General features: G+C 34.8%; 14 protein-coding genes, 1 pseudogene and 1 other annotated feature. Of the genes and pseudogenes, 11 read left to right on the top strand and 4 right to left on the bottom strand.

Going from position 1 to position 17,999, the window contains the following annotated elements; genetic code table 11:
• Positions 1–131 precede the first annotated feature (131 nt).
• Positions 132–1,682, top strand: coding sequence for an ABC-F family ATP-binding cassette domain-containing protein (locus tag HMPREF1639_RS04815; RefSeq protein WP_036763956.1), 1,551 nt, complete (start codon positions 132–134; stop codon positions 1,680–1,682).
• A gap of 276 nt (positions 1,683–1,958) precedes the next feature.
• Here HMPREF1639_RS04815 and HMPREF1639_RS04810 read toward each other — a convergent pair whose 3' ends face one another.
• Positions 1,959–2,354: a MerR family transcriptional regulator gene (locus tag HMPREF1639_RS04810; protein ID WP_052045425.1), complete on the bottom strand. Its 396-nt coding sequence runs from the start codon at positions 2,352–2,354 to the stop codon at positions 1,959–1,961.
• Positions 2,355–2,555: 201 nt separating this feature from the next.
• Between HMPREF1639_RS04810 and HMPREF1639_RS04805 the strand changes: the two genes are divergently transcribed.
• The 3 genes from HMPREF1639_RS04805 to HMPREF1639_RS04795 all read left to right on the top strand — a co-directional run bounded on the left by HMPREF1639_RS04805 (position 2,556) and on the right by HMPREF1639_RS04795 (position 4,507).
• Positions 2,556–2,933 carry a GntR family transcriptional regulator gene (locus tag HMPREF1639_RS04805; protein ID WP_036763955.1) on the top strand — a complete coding sequence of 126 codons (378 nt, stop codon included), beginning with the start codon at positions 2,556–2,558 and terminating at the stop codon, positions 2,931–2,933.
• Between the two features lie 73 nt (positions 2,934–3,006).
• Positions 3,007–3,873: an ABC transporter ATP-binding protein gene (locus HMPREF1639_RS04800; protein WP_036763953.1), complete on the top strand. Its 867-nt coding sequence runs from the start codon at positions 3,007–3,009 to the stop codon at positions 3,871–3,873.
• Positions 3,866–4,507 carry an ABC-2 transporter permease gene (locus HMPREF1639_RS04795; protein ID WP_036763951.1) on the top strand — a complete coding sequence of 214 codons (642 nt, stop codon included), beginning with the start codon at positions 3,866–3,868 and terminating at the stop codon, positions 4,505–4,507. The genes HMPREF1639_RS04800 and HMPREF1639_RS04795 overlap by 8 nt, the downstream gene beginning before the upstream one ends.
• A 195-nt stretch (positions 4,508–4,702) precedes the next feature.
• On the opposite strand, the gene HMPREF1639_RS04790 is transcribed toward HMPREF1639_RS04795, so the two are convergent.
• Positions 4,703–6,253 (bottom strand): 4Fe-4S dicluster domain-containing protein, encoded by a 1,551-nt coding sequence (locus tag HMPREF1639_RS04790; protein ID WP_036763949.1) that lies wholly within the window; start codon positions 6,251–6,253, stop codon positions 4,703–4,705.
• Between the two features lie 479 nt (positions 6,254–6,732).
• Positions 6,733–6,942: a binding site (T-box leader), on the top strand.
• 47 nt (positions 6,943–6,989) lie between these two features.
• Between HMPREF1639_RS04790 and HMPREF1639_RS04785 the strand changes: the two genes are divergently transcribed.
• The 7 genes and pseudogenes from HMPREF1639_RS04785 to HMPREF1639_RS09470 form a co-directional block, all read left to right on the top strand.
• Entirely contained in the window at positions 6,990–9,641 is a 2,652-nt protein-coding gene (locus HMPREF1639_RS04785) for a valine--tRNA ligase (RefSeq protein WP_036763947.1), read from the top strand.
• A gap of 354 nt (positions 9,642–9,995) precedes the next feature.
• Positions 9,996–10,505, top strand: a complete 510-nt coding sequence (locus HMPREF1639_RS04780) for a hypothetical protein (RefSeq protein ID WP_036763946.1) — start codon at positions 9,996–9,998, stop codon at positions 10,503–10,505.
• A gap of 55 nt (positions 10,506–10,560) precedes the next feature.
• On the top strand, positions 10,561–11,262 hold the full coding sequence (locus HMPREF1639_RS04775; protein WP_036763944.1) for a restriction endonuclease: 702 nt from the start codon (positions 10,561–10,563) through the stop codon (positions 11,260–11,262).
• Between the two features lie 43 nt (positions 11,263–11,305).
• Positions 11,306–12,706, top strand: coding sequence for an AbiH family protein (locus HMPREF1639_RS04770; protein ID WP_036763942.1), 1,401 nt, complete (start codon positions 11,306–11,308; stop codon positions 12,704–12,706).
• A gap of 116 nt (positions 12,707–12,822) precedes the next feature.
• The gene (locus HMPREF1639_RS04765; RefSeq protein WP_036763940.1) at positions 12,823–13,695 is read left to right on the top strand and encodes a hypothetical protein; all 873 of its coding nucleotides are present in this window, start codon (positions 12,823–12,825) and stop codon (positions 13,693–13,695) included.
• A 77-nt stretch (positions 13,696–13,772) separates the two neighbouring features.
• Positions 13,773–14,831 (top strand): hypothetical protein, encoded by a 1,059-nt coding sequence (locus HMPREF1639_RS04760; RefSeq protein ID WP_036763938.1) that lies wholly within the window; start codon positions 13,773–13,775, stop codon positions 14,829–14,831.
• A gap of 57 nt (positions 14,832–14,888) precedes the next feature.
• Positions 14,889–14,995 (top strand): annotated as a pseudogene (locus HMPREF1639_RS09470) (transposase); the annotation flags it as partial.
• Between the two features lie 384 nt (positions 14,996–15,379).
• Here the strand turns inward: HMPREF1639_RS09470 and HMPREF1639_RS04755 are convergent.
• Together HMPREF1639_RS04755 and HMPREF1639_RS04750 are read right to left on the bottom strand one after the other, a co-directional pair.
• Entirely contained in the window at positions 15,380–16,057 is a 678-nt protein-coding gene (locus tag HMPREF1639_RS04755; RefSeq protein WP_036763937.1) for a phosphoribosylaminoimidazolesuccinocarboxamide synthase, read from the bottom strand.
• 410 nt (positions 16,058–16,467) lie between these two features.
• Positions 16,468–17,898 carry an aminoacyl-histidine dipeptidase gene (locus HMPREF1639_RS04750; protein ID WP_036763935.1) on the bottom strand — a complete coding sequence of 477 codons (1,431 nt, stop codon included), beginning with the start codon at positions 17,896–17,898 and terminating at the stop codon, positions 16,468–16,470.
• Positions 17,899–17,999 lie beyond the last annotated feature (101 nt).

Here is a 17,999-nt window from a genome sequence, read left to right as displayed (position 1 = left end):
CAACATTTTTGCTTGAATAAATCCCCGATTAATAATATTATAGAGTAGTGAAAGATGATATCTTAGGTAATAATAAAATTATATTAAAGTGATAAAATTTGTGATAGAATCGGAAAAATTAGGAGGATTAGATGTTAGTAGTAGAAAATGTTAGTCATGGCTTTGGGGCTAGGACTATTTTAGAAGATGTGTCATTCAGGATTAGAAAGGGAGAACATATAGCCCTTGTAGGTCCAAATGGAGAAGGCAAGTCTAGTTTTTTAAATATAATAACTATGAGGCAGATGCCAGATGCTGGCGATATTAAGTGGTCAAATAGGGTAACAGTTGGTTATCTAGATCAGCATACTGTCCTAGAAAAGGGCAAGACTATAAGAGAAATATTGAGAGATGCCTTCAAGAAGATGTTTGATCTAGAAAAAGAAATGCTAGAAATCTATGACAAGATGGCAGAGGCGACCGATGAGGAAATGAGTAAGTACCTGGAGGATACAGCGGAAATCCAGACTATGCTAGAGCATAGTGGTTTTTATACTATAGATGCCAAGATTCAGGAGGTTGCCAATGGTTTGGGTCTAGGTGAACTAGGCTTGGATAAGGATGTGACAGACCTATCAGGTGGTCAGAGGACAAAGGTTCTACTAACAAAACTCTTGCTTGAAAATCCGACTATACTAGTTCTAGACGAGCCTACCAACTTCTTGGATGAAGAGCATATTATTTGGTTGACTAGGTACCTACAGGATTATGAAAATGCCTTTGTACTAGTGTCTCATGATATAGACTTTATCAACAATACTTGTAATGTTATCTACCACTTAGAAAATGGAGAATTGAATAGGTACAAGGGAAATTATGATGAATTCGAAAGGCTAAATGAAATAAAGAAACGTCAGGAAGAACAGGCCTATGAAAAGCAGGTCGAAGAAAGAAAGAAGCTTGAAGACTTTATAGCTAGAAACAAGGCCAGGGTAGCGACTAGGGGCATGGCCAACTCTAGACAGAAGCAGCTAGACAAGATGGAAATACTTGAAAGACCAAAGGAAAAGATTAAGCCGACATTTGCATTTAGAAATGCTCGTACATCAGGCAAGTTGGTATTTGAGACAAATGACCTGGTATTGGGCTATGATGATCCACTGACTAAACCACTTAATTTTAGGCTTGAAAGGGGCAAGAAGATAGCCCTAAAGGGTATGAATGGTATCGGTAAGTCTACCCTATTAAAGACCCTGTTAGGCATTGTTAAACCATTTGGAGGAGACCTGAGATTGGGTGATTACTTAGAGGTTGGTTACTTCGAACAGGAGTCGTCTCATGAGAATACAAATACTGCCATGGATGAAATTTGGAATGAATATCCAGGCATGGATAATATAGATGTAAGGCGGGCCTTGGCCAAGTGTGGTTTGACAAATGACCATATCACTAGCCAGATGAGGGTCTTATCAGGTGGTGAGGCAGCCAAGGTTAGGTTGTGCAAGATCATGCTAAAGGATATTAACTTCCTAGTGCTGGACGAGCCTACTAACCACTTGGATGTAGATGCCAAGGATGAACTGAAGAAGGCCGTAAAAGAGTTCAAGGGAACTGTGCTCCTGGTAAGCCATGAGCCTGAGTTCTATAATGACGTGGTTGATGAAGTGTGGAATATAGAGGACTTTACAACTAAGTTAGTTTAGATGTGTAGATAAAGGCTATAGCTTTATCGTGTAAGTTGAACCGGAATTTTTTATATCATATGCTTAATATCTACAAAACTCAAATGTGCATTTTATGCACCTGAGTTTTGTGACGCTATTTTCGCATTGATATAAATTAAATTCCTCTCAATTCTTACACTTATAAAGCTAATAGCCTCTTATTTTACAAAATATGTTCTGGATGAGGTGGTGTAGGCGTATATCAAAAATAAATGTTGATATATGATGTTAAGTGTTTTGCGTTGGTATGCAAATCTATTGGTTTTTCCATGCATAATTTTCTAAAAGTGTATAGATAGTTTCTTCTTTCTCTAAATTCGTGAGCATTTGGTTTATGGTATCTATATTCTCTCCAAGAGAAAGTAGCTTTAAGATTTCATTTTTTCTATTTTCTAGGTCGGAGTAGTATTGTTTTTTTCTTAAAATAGAGGGTAGAATATTTTCATTATCCTGTAGGATTTTTTTGATTTCATAGACAGAAAGTCCTAGTTTTCTATATACAGAAATTTTTTTCAAGCTAGCTAAATCTTCTTGGCTATAGTTTCGGAAGACATTAATCGTTTTTTGAGGCTTGACCAAGTCCTTGTTTTCATAATATTCAATTGCCTTTCTGGTTAATCCTGTTTTTTCTTGTATTTCACTTCTAAGCATATCCATCATCTCCTTTATAGACAAGATAACACTGTGCCCAGGGTTCATGTCAAGTGTCTAATCCAATAAATTTAAATTTTAGTCCCTTATAATAAAAAGTATACCACAAATTCATGAATTTTTATGCAGGCCTATTTACAGTTGTGCTTACATAGTGTATACTGTGCATATAGAATATATACAGTTAAGGAGGTGGAAATTTTGAAAATAATTGTGTCGAATAGCTCTAGACTGCCTCTATACCAGCAGATAGAGGACCAGGTTAAGGATTGTATATTGAAAGGGGACCTCAAAGAGGGTGATGCCTTGCCTTCTATAAGGGCCTTTGCCAGTGACCTTCAAGTGAGTGTTTTGACTATTAGGCGAGTCTATAGTGACCTTGAGGAAGAGGGCTTTGTGGTTAGTCAGGCAGGTCTTGGAACTTTTGTATCTGCTGGAAATATAGAGCTTTTGAAGGATGCCAAGAGGAGGATGGTTGAGGACAAGCTTTTGGATGCTATAAATACAGCCAAGTCTCTTGATATCAGCAGGGAAGAGTTAAATGCCATGATAGATATTTTGTATGAAGATACGTTATGATAAATATAATAAAATGATCTATTATAAATTTTGTGATTATGATTAGCCATAAATTTTATGAGGAGGACTTGAAATGAAAAATGTAATTGAGATTAGTGGTTTGAATAAGACGTATGAAAAATTTGCCCTGACTGACATTTCTTTTTCTATACCAGAGGGCTGTATAGTAGGTTTTATTGGTCTAAATGGCCAGGGCAAGACTACTACTATTAGGTCTATGCTGGGCCTATCTCAAAAGGATTCGGGCCAGATAAGTATTTTTGGGATGGACCTGGATGAGGATTCTAGACAGATAAAGGACAGGATTGGAGTGGTTTTTGATGAGGGTTACCTATATGACTCGCTCAAGATAAGAGAAATGAAGTCAATCATTTCAAAGGCTTATTCTAATTGGGACGATTCAAGCTACTACAAGTATTTAAATAAATTTTCTCTTGATGAAAATCAGAAGATAGCGACCTTGTCAAAGGGGATGAAGATGAAGTTTGCCTTGACTCTGGCCCTATCACACCATGCTGAATTATTGATTATGGATGAGCCTACTTCCGGTCTTGATCCCCTAGTCAGAAAAGAGCTGATGGAGATTCTGAACGATTTTATGAAGGTGGGAGGCAAGGGTGTATTTTACTCTAGCCATATAACTTCTGACTTAGATAAGTTCGCCGATATAATAGTTTTTATAAATAAGGGGCAAATAGTATTTGTGGAAGACAAGGATAGTTTGTTGGATTCCTATGTCAGGGTCAAGGGTGACAAGGCCTTGATAAATGAAGAATCTAAAAAATATTTTTTGAGTCTTAAAGAGAGTGATTACGGTTTTTCCGGTATAACTGAAAGACTGGATGAGTTGAACCATCTGATACCAGGGATAATTGTGGAAAGAATAAATATTGAGGATATTATGCTAGCTTATGTGGAAGGGGGTAGCTTAGATGCTTAACTTACTTAAAAAGGATTTTTTGATAGCCAAGAAGGTTTGGGTTATAGTCATGCTAGTTTCAGTTATATTTCCTGGTTTTATATGCCTTGCAGGTGGGGGTAAGGAGATTCCTTCAGGATTAGTCTTGAGTGTTGAGACAATTGTTATTGCAGTTACGCTTTTTTCAGGTATTGATGAAGAGGAGGAAAAGTATCCCAAGGCTACAGCCTTGATAACAGCTGTTGGATATAGTAGAAGGCTCTTGGTTGTAAAGAGATACTTATTGATGTATCTAGTATATGGATACTGCCTATGTGTATATTTTGTGGAGAGCCTAGCCTTAGCGCAATTGGAACCGATAAATGCTATGGGAATAGTTGTGTCGATTTTTGTTTTTACCCTTATAGCTTCAATTTATCTAGGGTTGACGAGTAGGCTCGGTGTCAGGGCAGGTAGGTATCTTGTGATGCTGGTAGTGGTTATGATATCACTAGGACCGACGATTATAGCTACTTTGAAGATAAAAATTCAACTGGACTTTATAGCGAATATGAGTAGGAATTCATTGATAGCCAGTATGGTGGTAGTTTCTATTTTGGCATTTACTATATCAATTATGAGCTCTCTAAAAGCCTATCAGACAAAAGAGTTGTAGCTAGCATATAATAGACTGAAAAGGAAATTTAAGTCTATTACACAATAGAATATAGTCTCAAAGCGATTATATAATTAAATAGAGTCTCGAAAGCTACTACACAATAAAACGGAGGTTCACACTCACAGTCATATGACTAGTAGGTGCGCCTCCGTTTCTTTAGTGCTGTCCCTTGGGTCAGCTATTTATATTTTCTTATTCAATGTCTAGCTTCCAATTATCAAACCAAGAATCATCTAGTTTTGACAACATTTCAGCATACTTACTTTCATTAGCTACCTGCTTTTCAGCCTTTTTCTTGTAGTTATTTACTGTAGCAGTACTCTTGTTGACTGGCTGGATAGTACCAGTACCGGCAACACATCCACCAGGGCAGGCCATACCTTCTAGAAGGTAGCCATTTCTCTTACCAGCCTTGGCCAGCATTAGCATATTTCTACATTCCTTTAGGCCATCAGCCTTATCTATTAGAATTTCTCTATCTGGGTCAATCTTCTTGATTACGTCTACAACAGCATTTGCAACACCGCCAGATACTGCGAAACCTCTACCAGCTCCTGTACCAAAGTTGATATTGTCAGCAGGTTCCATTTCTTCAAGGACTATACCCTTGGCTTCAAACATACCCATTACCTCTTCGAAAGTAAGGACATAGTCAACGTGACTCTTTACAGACGTTCTAGTTGCCTCTAGCTTCTTAGATACACAAGGTCCTATAAATACAACCTTAGAATCCTTGAATCTCTGCTTGATGAAACGAGCTGTAAATACCATTGGTGTCATAGCCATTGATATATTTTCCTCGAACTCTGGGAATAGCTTCTTGGCCATAACTGACCATGATGGACAGCATGATGTAGCCATAAAGTCTAGCTTTTCAGGTACATTTGCCATGTAGTCCTCAGCTTCTTCTATAGAACAAAGGTCGGCACCTATGGCAACTTCAACTACGTCGAAGAAACCTAATTCTAGTAGGGCAGACTTCAATTTTTCTGGTGTAACCTTAGGTCCAAACTGACCGGCAAAGGCAGGTGCTATTTCAGCTATAACTCTAGAACCTGACTTGATTTCATTTATTAGCTGGTAGATCTGAGACTTGTCGGCAATAGCTCCAAATGGACATGATGAAATACATACACCACAAGATACACACTTGTCATAGTCTATTGATGCACGACCGTACTTGTCAGATGTAATGGCATCCATGCCACAGGCTCTAGCACAAGGTCTTTCCAACTTTGCAATGGCATCATATGGACAGACGGACTTACATCTACCACACTTGATACATAAGTCTTGGTCGATTAAAGACTTGCCATTGACGATTGAAACAGCCTTCTTTGGACACACTTCAACGCAAGGTCTTGCCAAGCAGCCCCTACAAATATCAGTAGTCTTGTATACATTATCCGGACATGAATTACATGCGAACTTTATTATGTTAACAAATGGTGGCTTATAGATAGTGTTTGTCACTGTATGTTCATCTATACCTGCTGGTATTGGGGCATGTTCAGAAATTTGTCTAAGTGGAACACCCATTGCCAAACGAATTCTTTCACCAACAATAGCCCTTTCCAAAAAAATACTCTCTCTATGGGAAGCGATTTCTCCAGGTACTATCTTGTATGGAATTTCTTCTAATTTGTTGTAGTCTTGACTATCCTCATAAGCGAATCTTGCCACTTCTGTGAAGACGTCACGACGAACTTTTGCAATAGCAGTAAAGATACCTTTTAAGCTCATTGTATACCTCCATATAAAATATAAATTAATAATAAAATATCAAATTTTCTCGTAGAACTCGTATAAAGTATAACACAGAAATCCCCTTAAATAAACAATAATATTAATATATTTAAACAAATTATAAAAAATAACTATTTTTTTAACATATTATATGAAAATAAAATTGAAAAAAAGTTAATTATTAGATAGAATTAGCTATAAAATGAAGGTGAAAATTTGTTAAAATTAGTAAAAATAGGTGAAAAATTGAGAAAAAAAAGTTGCAAAAAATATTTTTTCTAGGTTTAAATTTTTAAAATAAAATACAAAAATACTGGATAAAAGTGCAGTTATAAACTTATAAAAGTAGAAATTATCTAAATATTCTTAGAAAAATTTAAATATCACTTAAGACTAATTATTCATAAAAAGTGGGCAAATATTCTTGAAAAAAGGCCTAATATGCTATATAATCTACTTATTATATAGCAATTCTATACTATGCTTTGATGAAGAGGAGTAGGCAGGCCTATTTTACAGAGAGAAAATTGTTGGTGGGAGATTTTTAGAGAGGGTTTGTCGAAGGTAGCTTTTGAGCATATTGCATGAAGCCTAGGTGGTAGTGCAGTACGGTTGACCCCGTTAAAGGTTTTGAGTGCCGACTATTAGTCGGAATTAAGGTGGTAACGCGAGCTTTCGTCCTTTTGTGGATGAGAGCTTTTTTTGTAGGAAAATTTTAGTAGGAGGATTAATAATGGACAAGAATTTACCTAAGAATTACGATCCCAAGGATTTTGAGGACAGAATCTATAAAGAGTGGCAGGACAAGGGCCTTTTCAAGTCAAAAATTGACAAGTCGAAAAAGTCTTTCTCTATAGTTATGCCGCCACCAAATATTACTGGTCAGTTGCACATGGGTCACGCTCTTGATGATACTCTACAGGATATCCTGACAAGGTGGAAGAGGATGGATGGTTATGAGGCTCTATGGATACCAGGAACTGATCATGCGTCTATAGCTACAGAGGTAAAGGTAGTGGACAGAATCAAGAAGGAAACAGGCAAGTCCAAGTACGAGGCAGGTAGGGAAGAGTTCCTAAGACAGGCCTGGGCTTGGAAGGACGAGTTTGGTGGCAAGATAGTCAACCAGGTAAAGAAGTTGGGTGCCTCATGTGACTGGGATATGGAAAGATTTACAATGGATGAGGGCTGTAACAAGGCTGTAACAAAGTTCTTTGTCAAGCTATATGAAGAAGGTCACATATACAGGGGTAACAGGATTATAAACTGGTGTCCGAACTGTAAGACAACCCTATCTGATGCAGAAGTAGAGCACGAAGACCAGGCAGGTAACTTCTGGCATATAAAGTATCCTATCAAGGATAGTGACGAGTACTTGGAGATAGCTACTACAAGACCTGAGACAATGTTAGGTGACTCTGGTATAGCAGTACATCCTGAAGACGAGAGGTATAGCCACCTAGTGGGCAAGACAGCTATATTGCCATTAGTTGGTAGGGAATTGCCTATAGTTGCCGATGACTATGTAGACAAGGAATTTGGTACAGGTGCAGTTAAGATGACACCTGCCCATGACCCGAATGACTTTGAGGTTGGAAAAAGACACAATCTTGAAGAAATCAACGTAATGAATGATGATGCTACAATGAATGACCTAGCAGGTAAGTATGCTGGTATGGACAGGTACGAGTGTAGGAAGGCCTTGCTTGCTGACCTAGAAGAAGCTGGTTACCTGATTAAAATAGAAAAGCATGACCATGCTGTAGGTACTTGCTACAGGTGTCATACTACTATAGAGCCAAGACTATCATTGCAGTGGTTTGTTAAGATGGATGAATTGGCCAAGCCTGCTATAGATATATTGAAAAGGGGTGACCTAAAGTTCGTTCCAGATAAGTTTGACAAGACTTATTTACAATGGCTAGAAAACATCAGAGACTGGTGCGTATCTAGGCAGCTGTGGTGGGGTCACCAGATACCAGCCTACTATTGCCAGGATTGTGGCGAGCTAATAGTCGCTGAACAAGCTCCACATGAATGTACTAAGTGTAAGTCTACTAATATCAAGCAGGATGAAGATGTTTTAGATACATGGTTCTCGTCAGGTCTGTGGCCTTTTGAAACTATGGGTTGGCCAGAAAAAACTGATATGTTAGACTACTACTATCCAACTAGTGTATTGGTTACAGGCTATGATATCATCTTCTTCTGGGTGGTTAGGATGGCCTTTTCAGCCATGTTCTGTATGAATGAAAAGCCATTTGAGCACGTATTGATACACGGCCTGGTTAGGGATTCAGAGGGTAGGAAGATGTCCAAGTCCCTGGGTAATGGTATAGACCCACTGGAAATAATAGACCAGTATGGTGCAGATGCCTTGAGATTTACTCTTACAACAGGTAATTCACCAGGTAATGATATGAGATTCTATATGGAAAGGGTTGAATTTGCACGTAACTTCAACAACAAGTTGTGGAATGCGTCTAGGTTCGTATTTATGAATTTAGAGGATGAGAGCCTACTAGATGGTTTGACTCGCCAGGCGGTTGCAGATAGGCTAACTCTAGCCGACAAGTGGATTATTTCTAGAGCCAACAGGGTGGTCAAGGAAGTAAACTACAATATGGACCAGTTTGACCTGGGTATAGCCCTACAGAAGGCCTATGACTTTACATGGTCAGAATACTGTGACTGGTATATAGAAATAGTCAAGCCAAGACTATACGGAGATGATAGAGAGGCCAAGAGGGCAGCCCTATATACATTGACATATGTAATGGAAAAAATCCTAAAGTTATTACATCCATTTATACCATTTATTACTGAAGAAATATATTCATACCTACCAACAGTAAAGGGCTACATTATAACTGCTGAATATCCTCACTACAAGGAAGAAGATGGTATGCTAGAAGAAGAGGAAAAGATGAACCTGATCATGGACGGTATCAGAAATGTCAGAAATGTGAGGGCGGAGATGAATGTACCACCTTCAAAGAAGGCCAGGATAATCATAGTTCCTACAGGAGACAAGAGACCAGCAATGGAAGACGGTAAGGAATACTTCAAGTCACTAGCATCAGCATCAGAGGTAGAAATCCAGGACAACAAGGATGGCATACCAGAGGATGCTGTATCTGTAGTAATCGACGGTGTAGAATTATTTATACCATTGGATGAGTTGGTAGACTTTGAAAAGGAAAAAGAAAGATTAAATAAGGAAAGAGACAAGGCCATATCTGAAATAAAGAGGGTAGAAGGCAAGCTGAATAACCCTGGCTTTGTAAATAAGGCACCAGTAAAATTGGTTGAAGAAGAAAAGGCTAAAAAAGAAAAGTTTGAAGAAATACTTCATACTATAGAAGAAAGATTGGCCAAGTTCTAATAAGCCGATATTCTAAGTCATAATTGGATGATTTATAGAAAAACGTAATAAAAAATAATAATATAAGGAAGCATCTACAAGTTTGTATCTACTGATATTAGCTGAGTAGGTGCTTTTTTATTTAATAAAATGATAGCATATTTTATCACTAGTAAATAAGATCAAAAAAATAAATAAAAATTTTACGAAAAATAATTGACAAAGGAAGAAATATGATATATAGCTTAGATAAGGGTAGATAATAGTAGATATATAATAATAAACACAATATATATTGTGGCATATATTATGATATATATTATACATATCTGAAATAAATATTTAATAAAGTATAAATGAAAAAGGAGGAACAAAATGAAAGATTTAAAAGTAACAAATGTAAAAGTGGCTTGGTTGCTAAGACCGTCACCACACAAAATCAAGAGACTGGATGAGTTTAAGAATGAAGAAATTATAGCTATAGGCTGGCCTTGTATCGGTAACCTATATGGAAAATCAAGGGATCAAATTAAAAATCTTCTTTCTGGTGAACCATATAACTATGTTGGTTCAAGACTAGGACAAGCAGCTTCAAGCCTTAATATATTTGTAAATAAGATGGAAGTAGGAGATCTAATTTTGATGCCAGATGGTGATGATATATATTTCGGTAGAATAACTAGTGATTATATTTATAATGAAGAAAAAGATACTTATGAAAAGGGGTATTCACATCAAAGACAAGTTGAGTGGGTTATTAATAAAGCATCACGTAAAAAACTTTCTGATAATTTAAGAAAATCTTTGAGATATCCCAAAGCGATAGGTGATTTAAGCAAACACTTTGATGAGATAGAGGATAATTATATGATAAATAGAGATTAAGTATATTTGATATATAAGACTATATTAAAAAAAGAGTTTTTAAGGAGGAATTGCAATGACAAATTTAAAAAATAATAGTAAGGTTACAGGTAGGAAGGTAGCTTGGTTATTAAGACCACATCCACATGGAGAGGATAGAATGGATGAATTTAAGAATGAGAAAATTATAGCTGTAGGATGGCCTTGCATAGGAAATTTACACAATAAAAATAAGGACGACATCAAAAAAATAATTGATAATAATGACAAATATAATTATTCAAAAGTGGTGCTTGGAAATGTTGCTTCAATACTTGATAATTTCGTAAATAGGATGGAAATAGGTGACTTAATCTTGACCCCTTATGGTGATAATATTTACTTTGGTAGAATAACGAGTGATTATAACTTTGATGAAGAAAAAGATAATGATGAGGAAGGATATCCTCATCAAAGACATGTCGAATGGTCTGTATATGAAACATTACGTGAAAATCTTTCGATGAAATTAAGATTATCTTTGAAAAATCAAAGAACTATATCAGATTTAAGTAAACACTTTGATGAGATTGAGGCACTATCTAAGGGAGAAAAAATATTATTGGATGAAGAATTAGAAGTGAATGGAAGTAAAACATCATTACCGACAAATGTAATTGAAGTTAAATACCCATTAAGACCAGGATTTGAAATCTCATTTGTATTACCTAAGGATCTATCAAAAAAAGAGTCAGAGCGTCTAAGTTTGTATTTTTCAACATTATACTTTGAAGAGTAATAATGAAATATAATTGTTGATGAGAAGGATGGTGGAACAAGTAATGGTTGAAATTGAAGTCGGCATAAGTACAAATGCAAGTGAATTAGAAAAGAAAAATCTAGATTTTAACCTAGATGCCATGGAAGAATTTCTAGGAAATGGATTTATTAGTAGTGATTATAAGGGAAAAGTATATTTTATGTGCCAGCCTAGAGCGTTTGAACCAAATCTTATGGATATAATAATTAACATAAAAGAAATTGGTGAAACAGCTATAGTTTGGGCTAGTATTTTTAGTGCACTTAAAAAGTTGATTAAAAGATGTAAAGGTTATGAATCCTTTATTAATATAGTATATTTAAAAAATAAAAAAGAAAAACATATATATTTAACTAATGAAGATTTGAATAATGTTGATATATTAATTACTAGAGTGGAGCAAGAAATAGGAGGTGATATTCACAGTAAGGATATAAAGAAAGTTGCAATAATAGGGAATGGATTTGACTTATCACATGGACTGAAAACAAAGTATATTGACTTTTTATATAATAATAAGGAGGAGAACTTTATTAAAGCTTTTAAAAAATTGATAGAAAGTCATAATAAAAATAAGAAAGATGATTTAAATTGGTGTGATATTGAAGGGTGTATGAAATCTGTTGCATTAGGTATCTTTAGTGAAAATTTTCATGACATTATAGATATAGATTCCGACAAAATAATAGAAGAAAAAATGCTCGATACTAATATAATTTATAATAACATTACAACTTTATTTGCAGAATACTTACAAAATAATGTTATGAATAAAACTGTAGATATAATAGAGTCTATTTTAGAGGTAATAGATGAAGAAACTTTGGCTATTAATTTTAATTATACGGATACTATTAAGCTATATACTAATAATGTAAAATATATTCATGGTTCCATATCTGAAGATGGATATATTATTTTGGGCTTTCCTGAAGATGATGTCCCAGATTCTTGTGGGGGTGAATTTATAAAGTTTAGAAAGGATTTTAAAAAAGAAATTTTAAATTTCAGGAGATTTTTAAAAAGTAGGAATTATAAATATAGTGATCAGTTACAAGATGAGTTGTTGGAACATCTATACTGTTTATTTTCTGGAAGAGGAGAATATTTAATAGATGAAAATGAAAAAAATGATTCTAGCTGTAAATATAAAGAACCTTCAAAAGAAATATTAGAGTATGCTAGGGACAATGAGTTCCAAATATATATGGATCAAACAGATTATTCAAAAGTAGAAGAGATAATTATATTAGGACATAGTTTAGCGATTGATAAAAACTATCTAGGTTTATTAAAGAGTAAAATGCCCCTATTAAACAAGGTGATTTTATTTAAGTTTGAAGGTGAAGATGTGATTGAGAAAATAAAATCTATATATAAAATTTTTGGTAATATCGAACTGATAATCAAATCGTATAAGTAAAGATTATACACCATCATAATAATATTGGTTTTTGAAATGGCGTTCAAAGTAATATTTTTTGTAAATATAGATTATAAAAAGAACTTATAAAAGGGAAATTAGTAGAGAGGCCTATTATGCTAAATAGATTAATTAAATACAAAAAATTAAAAGAAAAAGAAGGGTATTATGAAAAAGTAAACTATGGTGATCCCCAATTAGTTGAAAAATGTCCGGTTTCTAGAATTAAAATATCATATGAAAGAATACATGACTATTTGATAGACGATGATTTTAAGTGCTATGATAGGTTAAATGAGTCAATGGAAATTGATTTAGCAAACACTACAATTAAAATACTTCAGTCAGATAAAGGTGCTGATCATGTAAATTACAGTAATGAGTATATTTTTACCTTAGAAAATGGTTATAAAAATAGTAGGGAAAGCGAGTATTTTTGTACATTCAATATCTTTAGGGAATTAATTGTTTATATTTTACATTTTGGTGAGAAAAATATATTTGGAAAGTGTGCAGGGAACCCAGAGGATATATTTGGAATGTGTTTAGGAGATCTTGAGGATATCTTAAATGATTCAGACCGAGTAGAAACCTATACTATTGAAGTTGAATATAATGATGGTAAGCCTACACATAGATTCTCTGGAAGTTTTGATCTAATTGGACTGCCAGTTTTCTATGAGGAGTTTATGGATTTGATAGTCGAAAATGAATATATGATGAAGGGATTTGATCATAGAAAATATAATATATTTGACAAAACAAGGTATAGAAAAATTAGACTTTGTAAGTCTGACTATGCTGTATGCAGACTTGTAGATTCAGAGGGTAAATATCATGTGTTTTTATCAAAAGATTTAAGGGTATATGAGGGATCCCATTTTTACATACCAGTAGATGGTCAGGATGAAAAAGTTTATGCAGAGGTAGTGGATGTTGAATATTTCGATTTTTTCCCTCTTATGTATGGGGATATAAAGTATTTATAGGTGCCTATATCAAATGAACTTGTTAATAATTTAAAATATTCTAAAGATAATGAAATTTATTTTATAGGAGGTTTATTATGAGAAATGTTAACAATAAAAATTTAGAAACTGAAGAACTAGTAGAAAAGTGTAATGTGTGGAGATTGCAGACTAAAACTAATAATGAACTGAATGAAAGTGTTGCAAATTATTGCTTTGAAAATGAAATCTTAGCAATGGGATGGAGTTTAAAGGATAAACACTTAGAAAAATCAACATGTACTCTTGATTTAATCAAGGATAGGGAGTATATAGATAGGCAGAGAAATTTAATTGCGAATGCTAAAGAAAATGAAAGATTTGAAGAATATGAAAAGTTTGTGAATAAAAATAAAGTGTACAGTAAAATAGACAATGTTAGAAGATTAAATAATATATCAGAAAATGATTTCGTTTGGATGAGGAAGGATGGTCTATATTTGCTAGGTTTAGTTCAAAAAAATAGTGAATATAAATATGATTCTTCAAAAAAAGCTTTAGATATGGATGCTTCTAATCAAAGAACAAATATCAAATGGCTTATAATTGGGGGAGAGGCTGATATTCCAGGTATTATTACTACATCATTTTTTAGAGGAAATACTTTACAAAAAATCAATAATGATAGTGCTTTGAAATTTTCAAAGTATATAGCCAATAAACTTCATAATACTATTTATAAAATTGGTGATCTTGATAATAGTCCTGATAGTATATTTGATTTAATCTCTCCAAATGATTGTGAAGATATAATTTGTATGTGGCTATTTAAAAAATATGGCTACATAACAATTCCATCTACATGTAAAAGTTCGACGCCATTATATGAGTGCGTATTAATAAATCATGATAAAGATAAGAGTGGACAAAATAAAAAAAATGTGTATATTCAAGTAAAAAAAGGAGAAATAGATTTAGACACTGAAAAGTTTAAACACTTAGATGGTGAAGTTTATCTATTTACTACAAAAGGACAAATAAAGGGTAAAAAGTATGAAAATATTAAAATACTTGATCCAAAGGAAATTTATGAGTTTATTATGAATAGTGAGAACGATAATATACTCCCAGAGAAAGCTATTAGATGGCGAGAAGTATTAATGGAAATTTCTAAGTAAAACAGTTGATATTTTATAATATTTAATAAGTATAATGTAGTCTATAAACGTAGCATTCCTAAAACTGAATACCAGCCTTGTATAGTACATCAAGTAAGAAACACACTTAGATATGTTAGTTATAAAGACAAAAGGTATTTGCTACTGATTTAAAATCGATTTACTTATCAGGAACTGGGGTTCTATATAAAAAATTTAATTGCCCAATTGGCAGATTATCCATAGAAGGCAAATTTACAGAAAAAATTCTATACTCTCGAAAAAATTCTATACTCTCTTCTATACTCTCTATACATTCATTTTTAAATTATTCGGCAGCATCTTGGACGAAACTTTCGTCCTTGGTGTTGTCGATATTTTTGCAAGAGTGGCAAAAAAAGTGTACAAATTGATATTGCAATTTACGGCTATATATATTGCAACTAGTTTTTAATAAAACAAAAAGGCACACTTATACAAAGTATAAATGAGCCTTCTTAGCTACTAGGGAGATCTGTGAAAAATCCCTAGTCATATTATATGTGAAATTATATTAAATTGAGGCCAAATTAACCTAACATGATCTTTTCTAGCTTTAGTGGTTCGATGTATTCGTCTCCCTTATAAGCTCTCATGTTTCCGCCTGATATTTCGTCTATTAGGGCAACCTTGCCGTCTATCATACCGAATTCGAACTTGATATCGTATAGTTCTAATTCCTTTTTAGCTAATTCAGCCTTTACTACTTCGCCTATTCCTAGAGCTAGCTTAGCTAGTTCGTCGTATTCAGCTTCTGACATGATGTTTAGTAGGGCAAGGGCATCCTTAGTGATTAGTGGGTCGTTTCTATCGTCGTCCTTTAGAGTTACCTCAACGTATGGAGGGATTACAGTTCCAGATTCGATGTAGTCACCATATCTTCTGATGAATGATCCTACTGCCCTGTAACGAACGATTACTTCTACACCCTTACCAAATACCTTAGCCTTCTTAACCACTGCTTCATTCTTGTCTACATCAGCAGATACGAAGTGAGTGTTTAGGCCCATAGCATTTAGCTTTTCATAGAAGAACTTAGTCATAGCAACAGCTGAACGACCAGCACCTTCTATTTGTAGTCCTACCTGGTTTTCGCCTGGATCAAAAACTCCGTCTTTACCAGTTACATCATCTTTGAACTTTAATAGCACATTCTTATCATCAATTTCAAATACGTCTTTAGTCTTACCAGTATAAATCTTATTCATTTTAATCCTCCTATGAATACATACCAAAATTTTTATAGTAAACGCACAATATACGCACGTTCTTTACAAGTTTAGAAAAATAGTTCGTTTTCTATGTACTTATTATCTCACAATAGGGGGGATTCGTCAATTTTTTTTTGCTATTTTTTTTAGAAAAAGTGAACTTTTTTTGATTATTTTTTATAATTGTTTGTATATTTAAAGAGGAATTGCTTGTGAAGAAGTATTCAGATGGAATGAAATTGGACATACATAAGTATGGGAGCTCTTGCAAGTAGTTCAGAAATTATAAAATTTAGTAGGAATAAAAAATAGCGAGGCAGCCGAAGCCGTCTCGCTAAAAAGTCCAACTTTTTGGGGTAGGTTCAATCTTACTAGAATGCGTAGCCCCTATTTGTTGTTAAACGCTCTTATTTAAGAGCAGCAAGTAATTTCTTAGTGTATTCCCAAACTCTTTCAACAGAAGAGATATACATGTGTTCCTTAGGTGTGTGGGCATCGAATATACTTGGTCCGAAACTGATCATATCGGCATCTGGCAAGATTCCCTTTAGTAGTCCACACTCTAGGCCTGCATGGATAGATGTGATGTTAGGTTCCTTTCCATACATTTCTATGTAGATTTTCTCAGAGATATCTCTAAGTGGAGATACTGCTTCGTACTGCCATGCTGGGTATTCAGAGTATTCTCTAGCAACTGCACCCATCCTGTTGGCTATAATAGTTACCCTGTTTAGGATTTCTCTTAGTGAGCTAGATGATGCAGAACGTACTGAAGTAGTAAGTACTAGTTTTCCATCATTTTCTAGAATAACAGCATTGTTTAGAGATGTCTGAACTAGGCCTTCTATATCCTTGCTCATGTACTGAACTCCATCTGGTAGGGCCATTAGCATGTCGATTACTGAATCGCTAAGGTCCTTAGTGTATACCTGGTCAGCTGCGGCTTCTGTGATTACTATTGCTAGATCTGGTTCTTCAACCCTATATTCTTCCTTTAGGTCAGCTATTAGGGCATCTAGGCCATCTTTTAGTGAGTCAAACTTGTCTGTAGCAAATACTACTTCTGCATTTCCTGGAACTGCATTGTGCTTGATACCACCCACAAATGATGCAAGTCTAACATCAGCCTTTACTAGGTACATTAGTCTAGCAGCTAGCTTGATGGCATTGGCTCTCTGTCTGTCTATTTCAGCACCAGAGTGGCCACCCTTTAGGCCAGAGATTACTAGCTTGTAGGCCTTGCTTGAGTTTGCTTCTCTAGTTATGTCAAAGCTAAGGTCTATATTTGATCCACCTGAGCAACTTACCAAGAAGTCGCCTTCAACTTCTGTGTCTAGATTTAGTAAACGTGTTCCTGTCAAGTGGTCAGCCTTAAGGGCCATAGCACCATCCATACCAGTTTCTTCGTTTGTAGTTACCAATAGCTCTAGTGGAGGATGAGGGATATCATCTGCATCTAATATAGCTAGACCATAGGCTACTGCTATTGCATCGTCACCGCCTAGAGTAGTGTTGTTAGCTCTGATTACATCACCTTCAACTATCATTTCGATAGGATCAGTGTCAAAGTTGTGGTTAGAATCATCAGTCTTCACACATACCATGTCCATATGTCCCTGGATGATTACTGGCTCAGATTTTTCGTAACCTGGAGTACCAGGCTTCTTTATAATTACGTTAAGAATTTCGTCCTGATAAACTTCTAGATTTCTATCCTTGGCGAATTGTACCAAAAAATCACTCACTTCTTGTTCATTTCCAGAACTTCTAGGGTGCTGGTTGATTTCGTAAAACCATCTAAAGACTTCCTTTGGTTCTATATTGCTTAAGTTATTCATGAATTAAACCTCCTAAATTGTTTATAATTTTATAAACTTTCCTGTAATTATAATAACGCATTTATTGAAATTTATCAAGAATTATCAGCATAATGAAAGAG

Origin of the sequence: Peptostreptococcus sp. MV1 (assembly GCF_000758885.1) — a bacterium.
In the GTDB taxonomy this organism is placed as follows: Bacteria; Bacillota; Clostridia; order Peptostreptococcales; family Peptostreptococcaceae; genus Peptostreptococcus.
This window is presented reverse-complemented; position numbering and strand designations above follow the sequence as displayed.

Excerpts from the sequence above, each read along its gene's own strand:
- HMPREF1639_RS04770 (WP_036763942.1), top strand. The coding sequence starts at position 11,306 with ATGGTTGAAATTGAAGTCGGCATAAGTACAAATGCAAGTGAATTAGAA.
- HMPREF1639_RS04765 (WP_036763940.1), top strand. The coding sequence starts at position 12,823 with ATGCTAAATAGATTAATTAAATACAAAAAATTAAAAGAAAAAGAAGGG.
- HMPREF1639_RS04750 (WP_036763935.1), bottom strand. The coding sequence starts at position 17,898 with ATGAATAACTTAAGCAATATAGAACCAAAGGAAGTCTTTAGATGGTTT.
- HMPREF1639_RS04815 (WP_036763956.1), top strand. The coding sequence starts at position 132 with ATGTTAGTAGTAGAAAATGTTAGTCATGGCTTTGGGGCTAGGACTATT.
- HMPREF1639_RS04775 (WP_036763944.1), top strand. The coding sequence starts at position 10,561 with ATGACAAATTTAAAAAATAATAGTAAGGTTACAGGTAGGAAGGTAGCT.
- HMPREF1639_RS04785 (WP_036763947.1), top strand. The coding sequence starts at position 6,990 with ATGGACAAGAATTTACCTAAGAATTACGATCCCAAGGATTTTGAGGAC.
- HMPREF1639_RS04780 (WP_036763946.1), top strand. The coding sequence starts at position 9,996 with ATGAAAGATTTAAAAGTAACAAATGTAAAAGTGGCTTGGTTGCTAAGA.
- HMPREF1639_RS04810 (WP_052045425.1), bottom strand. The coding sequence starts at position 2,354 with ATGCTTAGAAGTGAAATACAAGAAAAAACAGGATTAACCAGAAAGGCA.
- HMPREF1639_RS04755 (WP_036763937.1), bottom strand. The coding sequence starts at position 16,057 with ATGAATAAGATTTATACTGGTAAGACTAAAGACGTATTTGAAATTGAT.
- HMPREF1639_RS04800 (WP_036763953.1), top strand. The coding sequence starts at position 3,007 with ATGAAAAATGTAATTGAGATTAGTGGTTTGAATAAGACGTATGAAAAA.
- HMPREF1639_RS04790 (WP_036763949.1), bottom strand. The coding sequence starts at position 6,253 with ATGAGCTTAAAAGGTATCTTTACTGCTATTGCAAAAGTTCGTCGTGAC.
- HMPREF1639_RS04795 (WP_036763951.1), top strand. The coding sequence starts at position 3,866 with ATGCTTAACTTACTTAAAAAGGATTTTTTGATAGCCAAGAAGGTTTGG.
- HMPREF1639_RS04760 (WP_036763938.1), top strand. The coding sequence starts at position 13,773 with ATGAGAAATGTTAACAATAAAAATTTAGAAACTGAAGAACTAGTAGAA.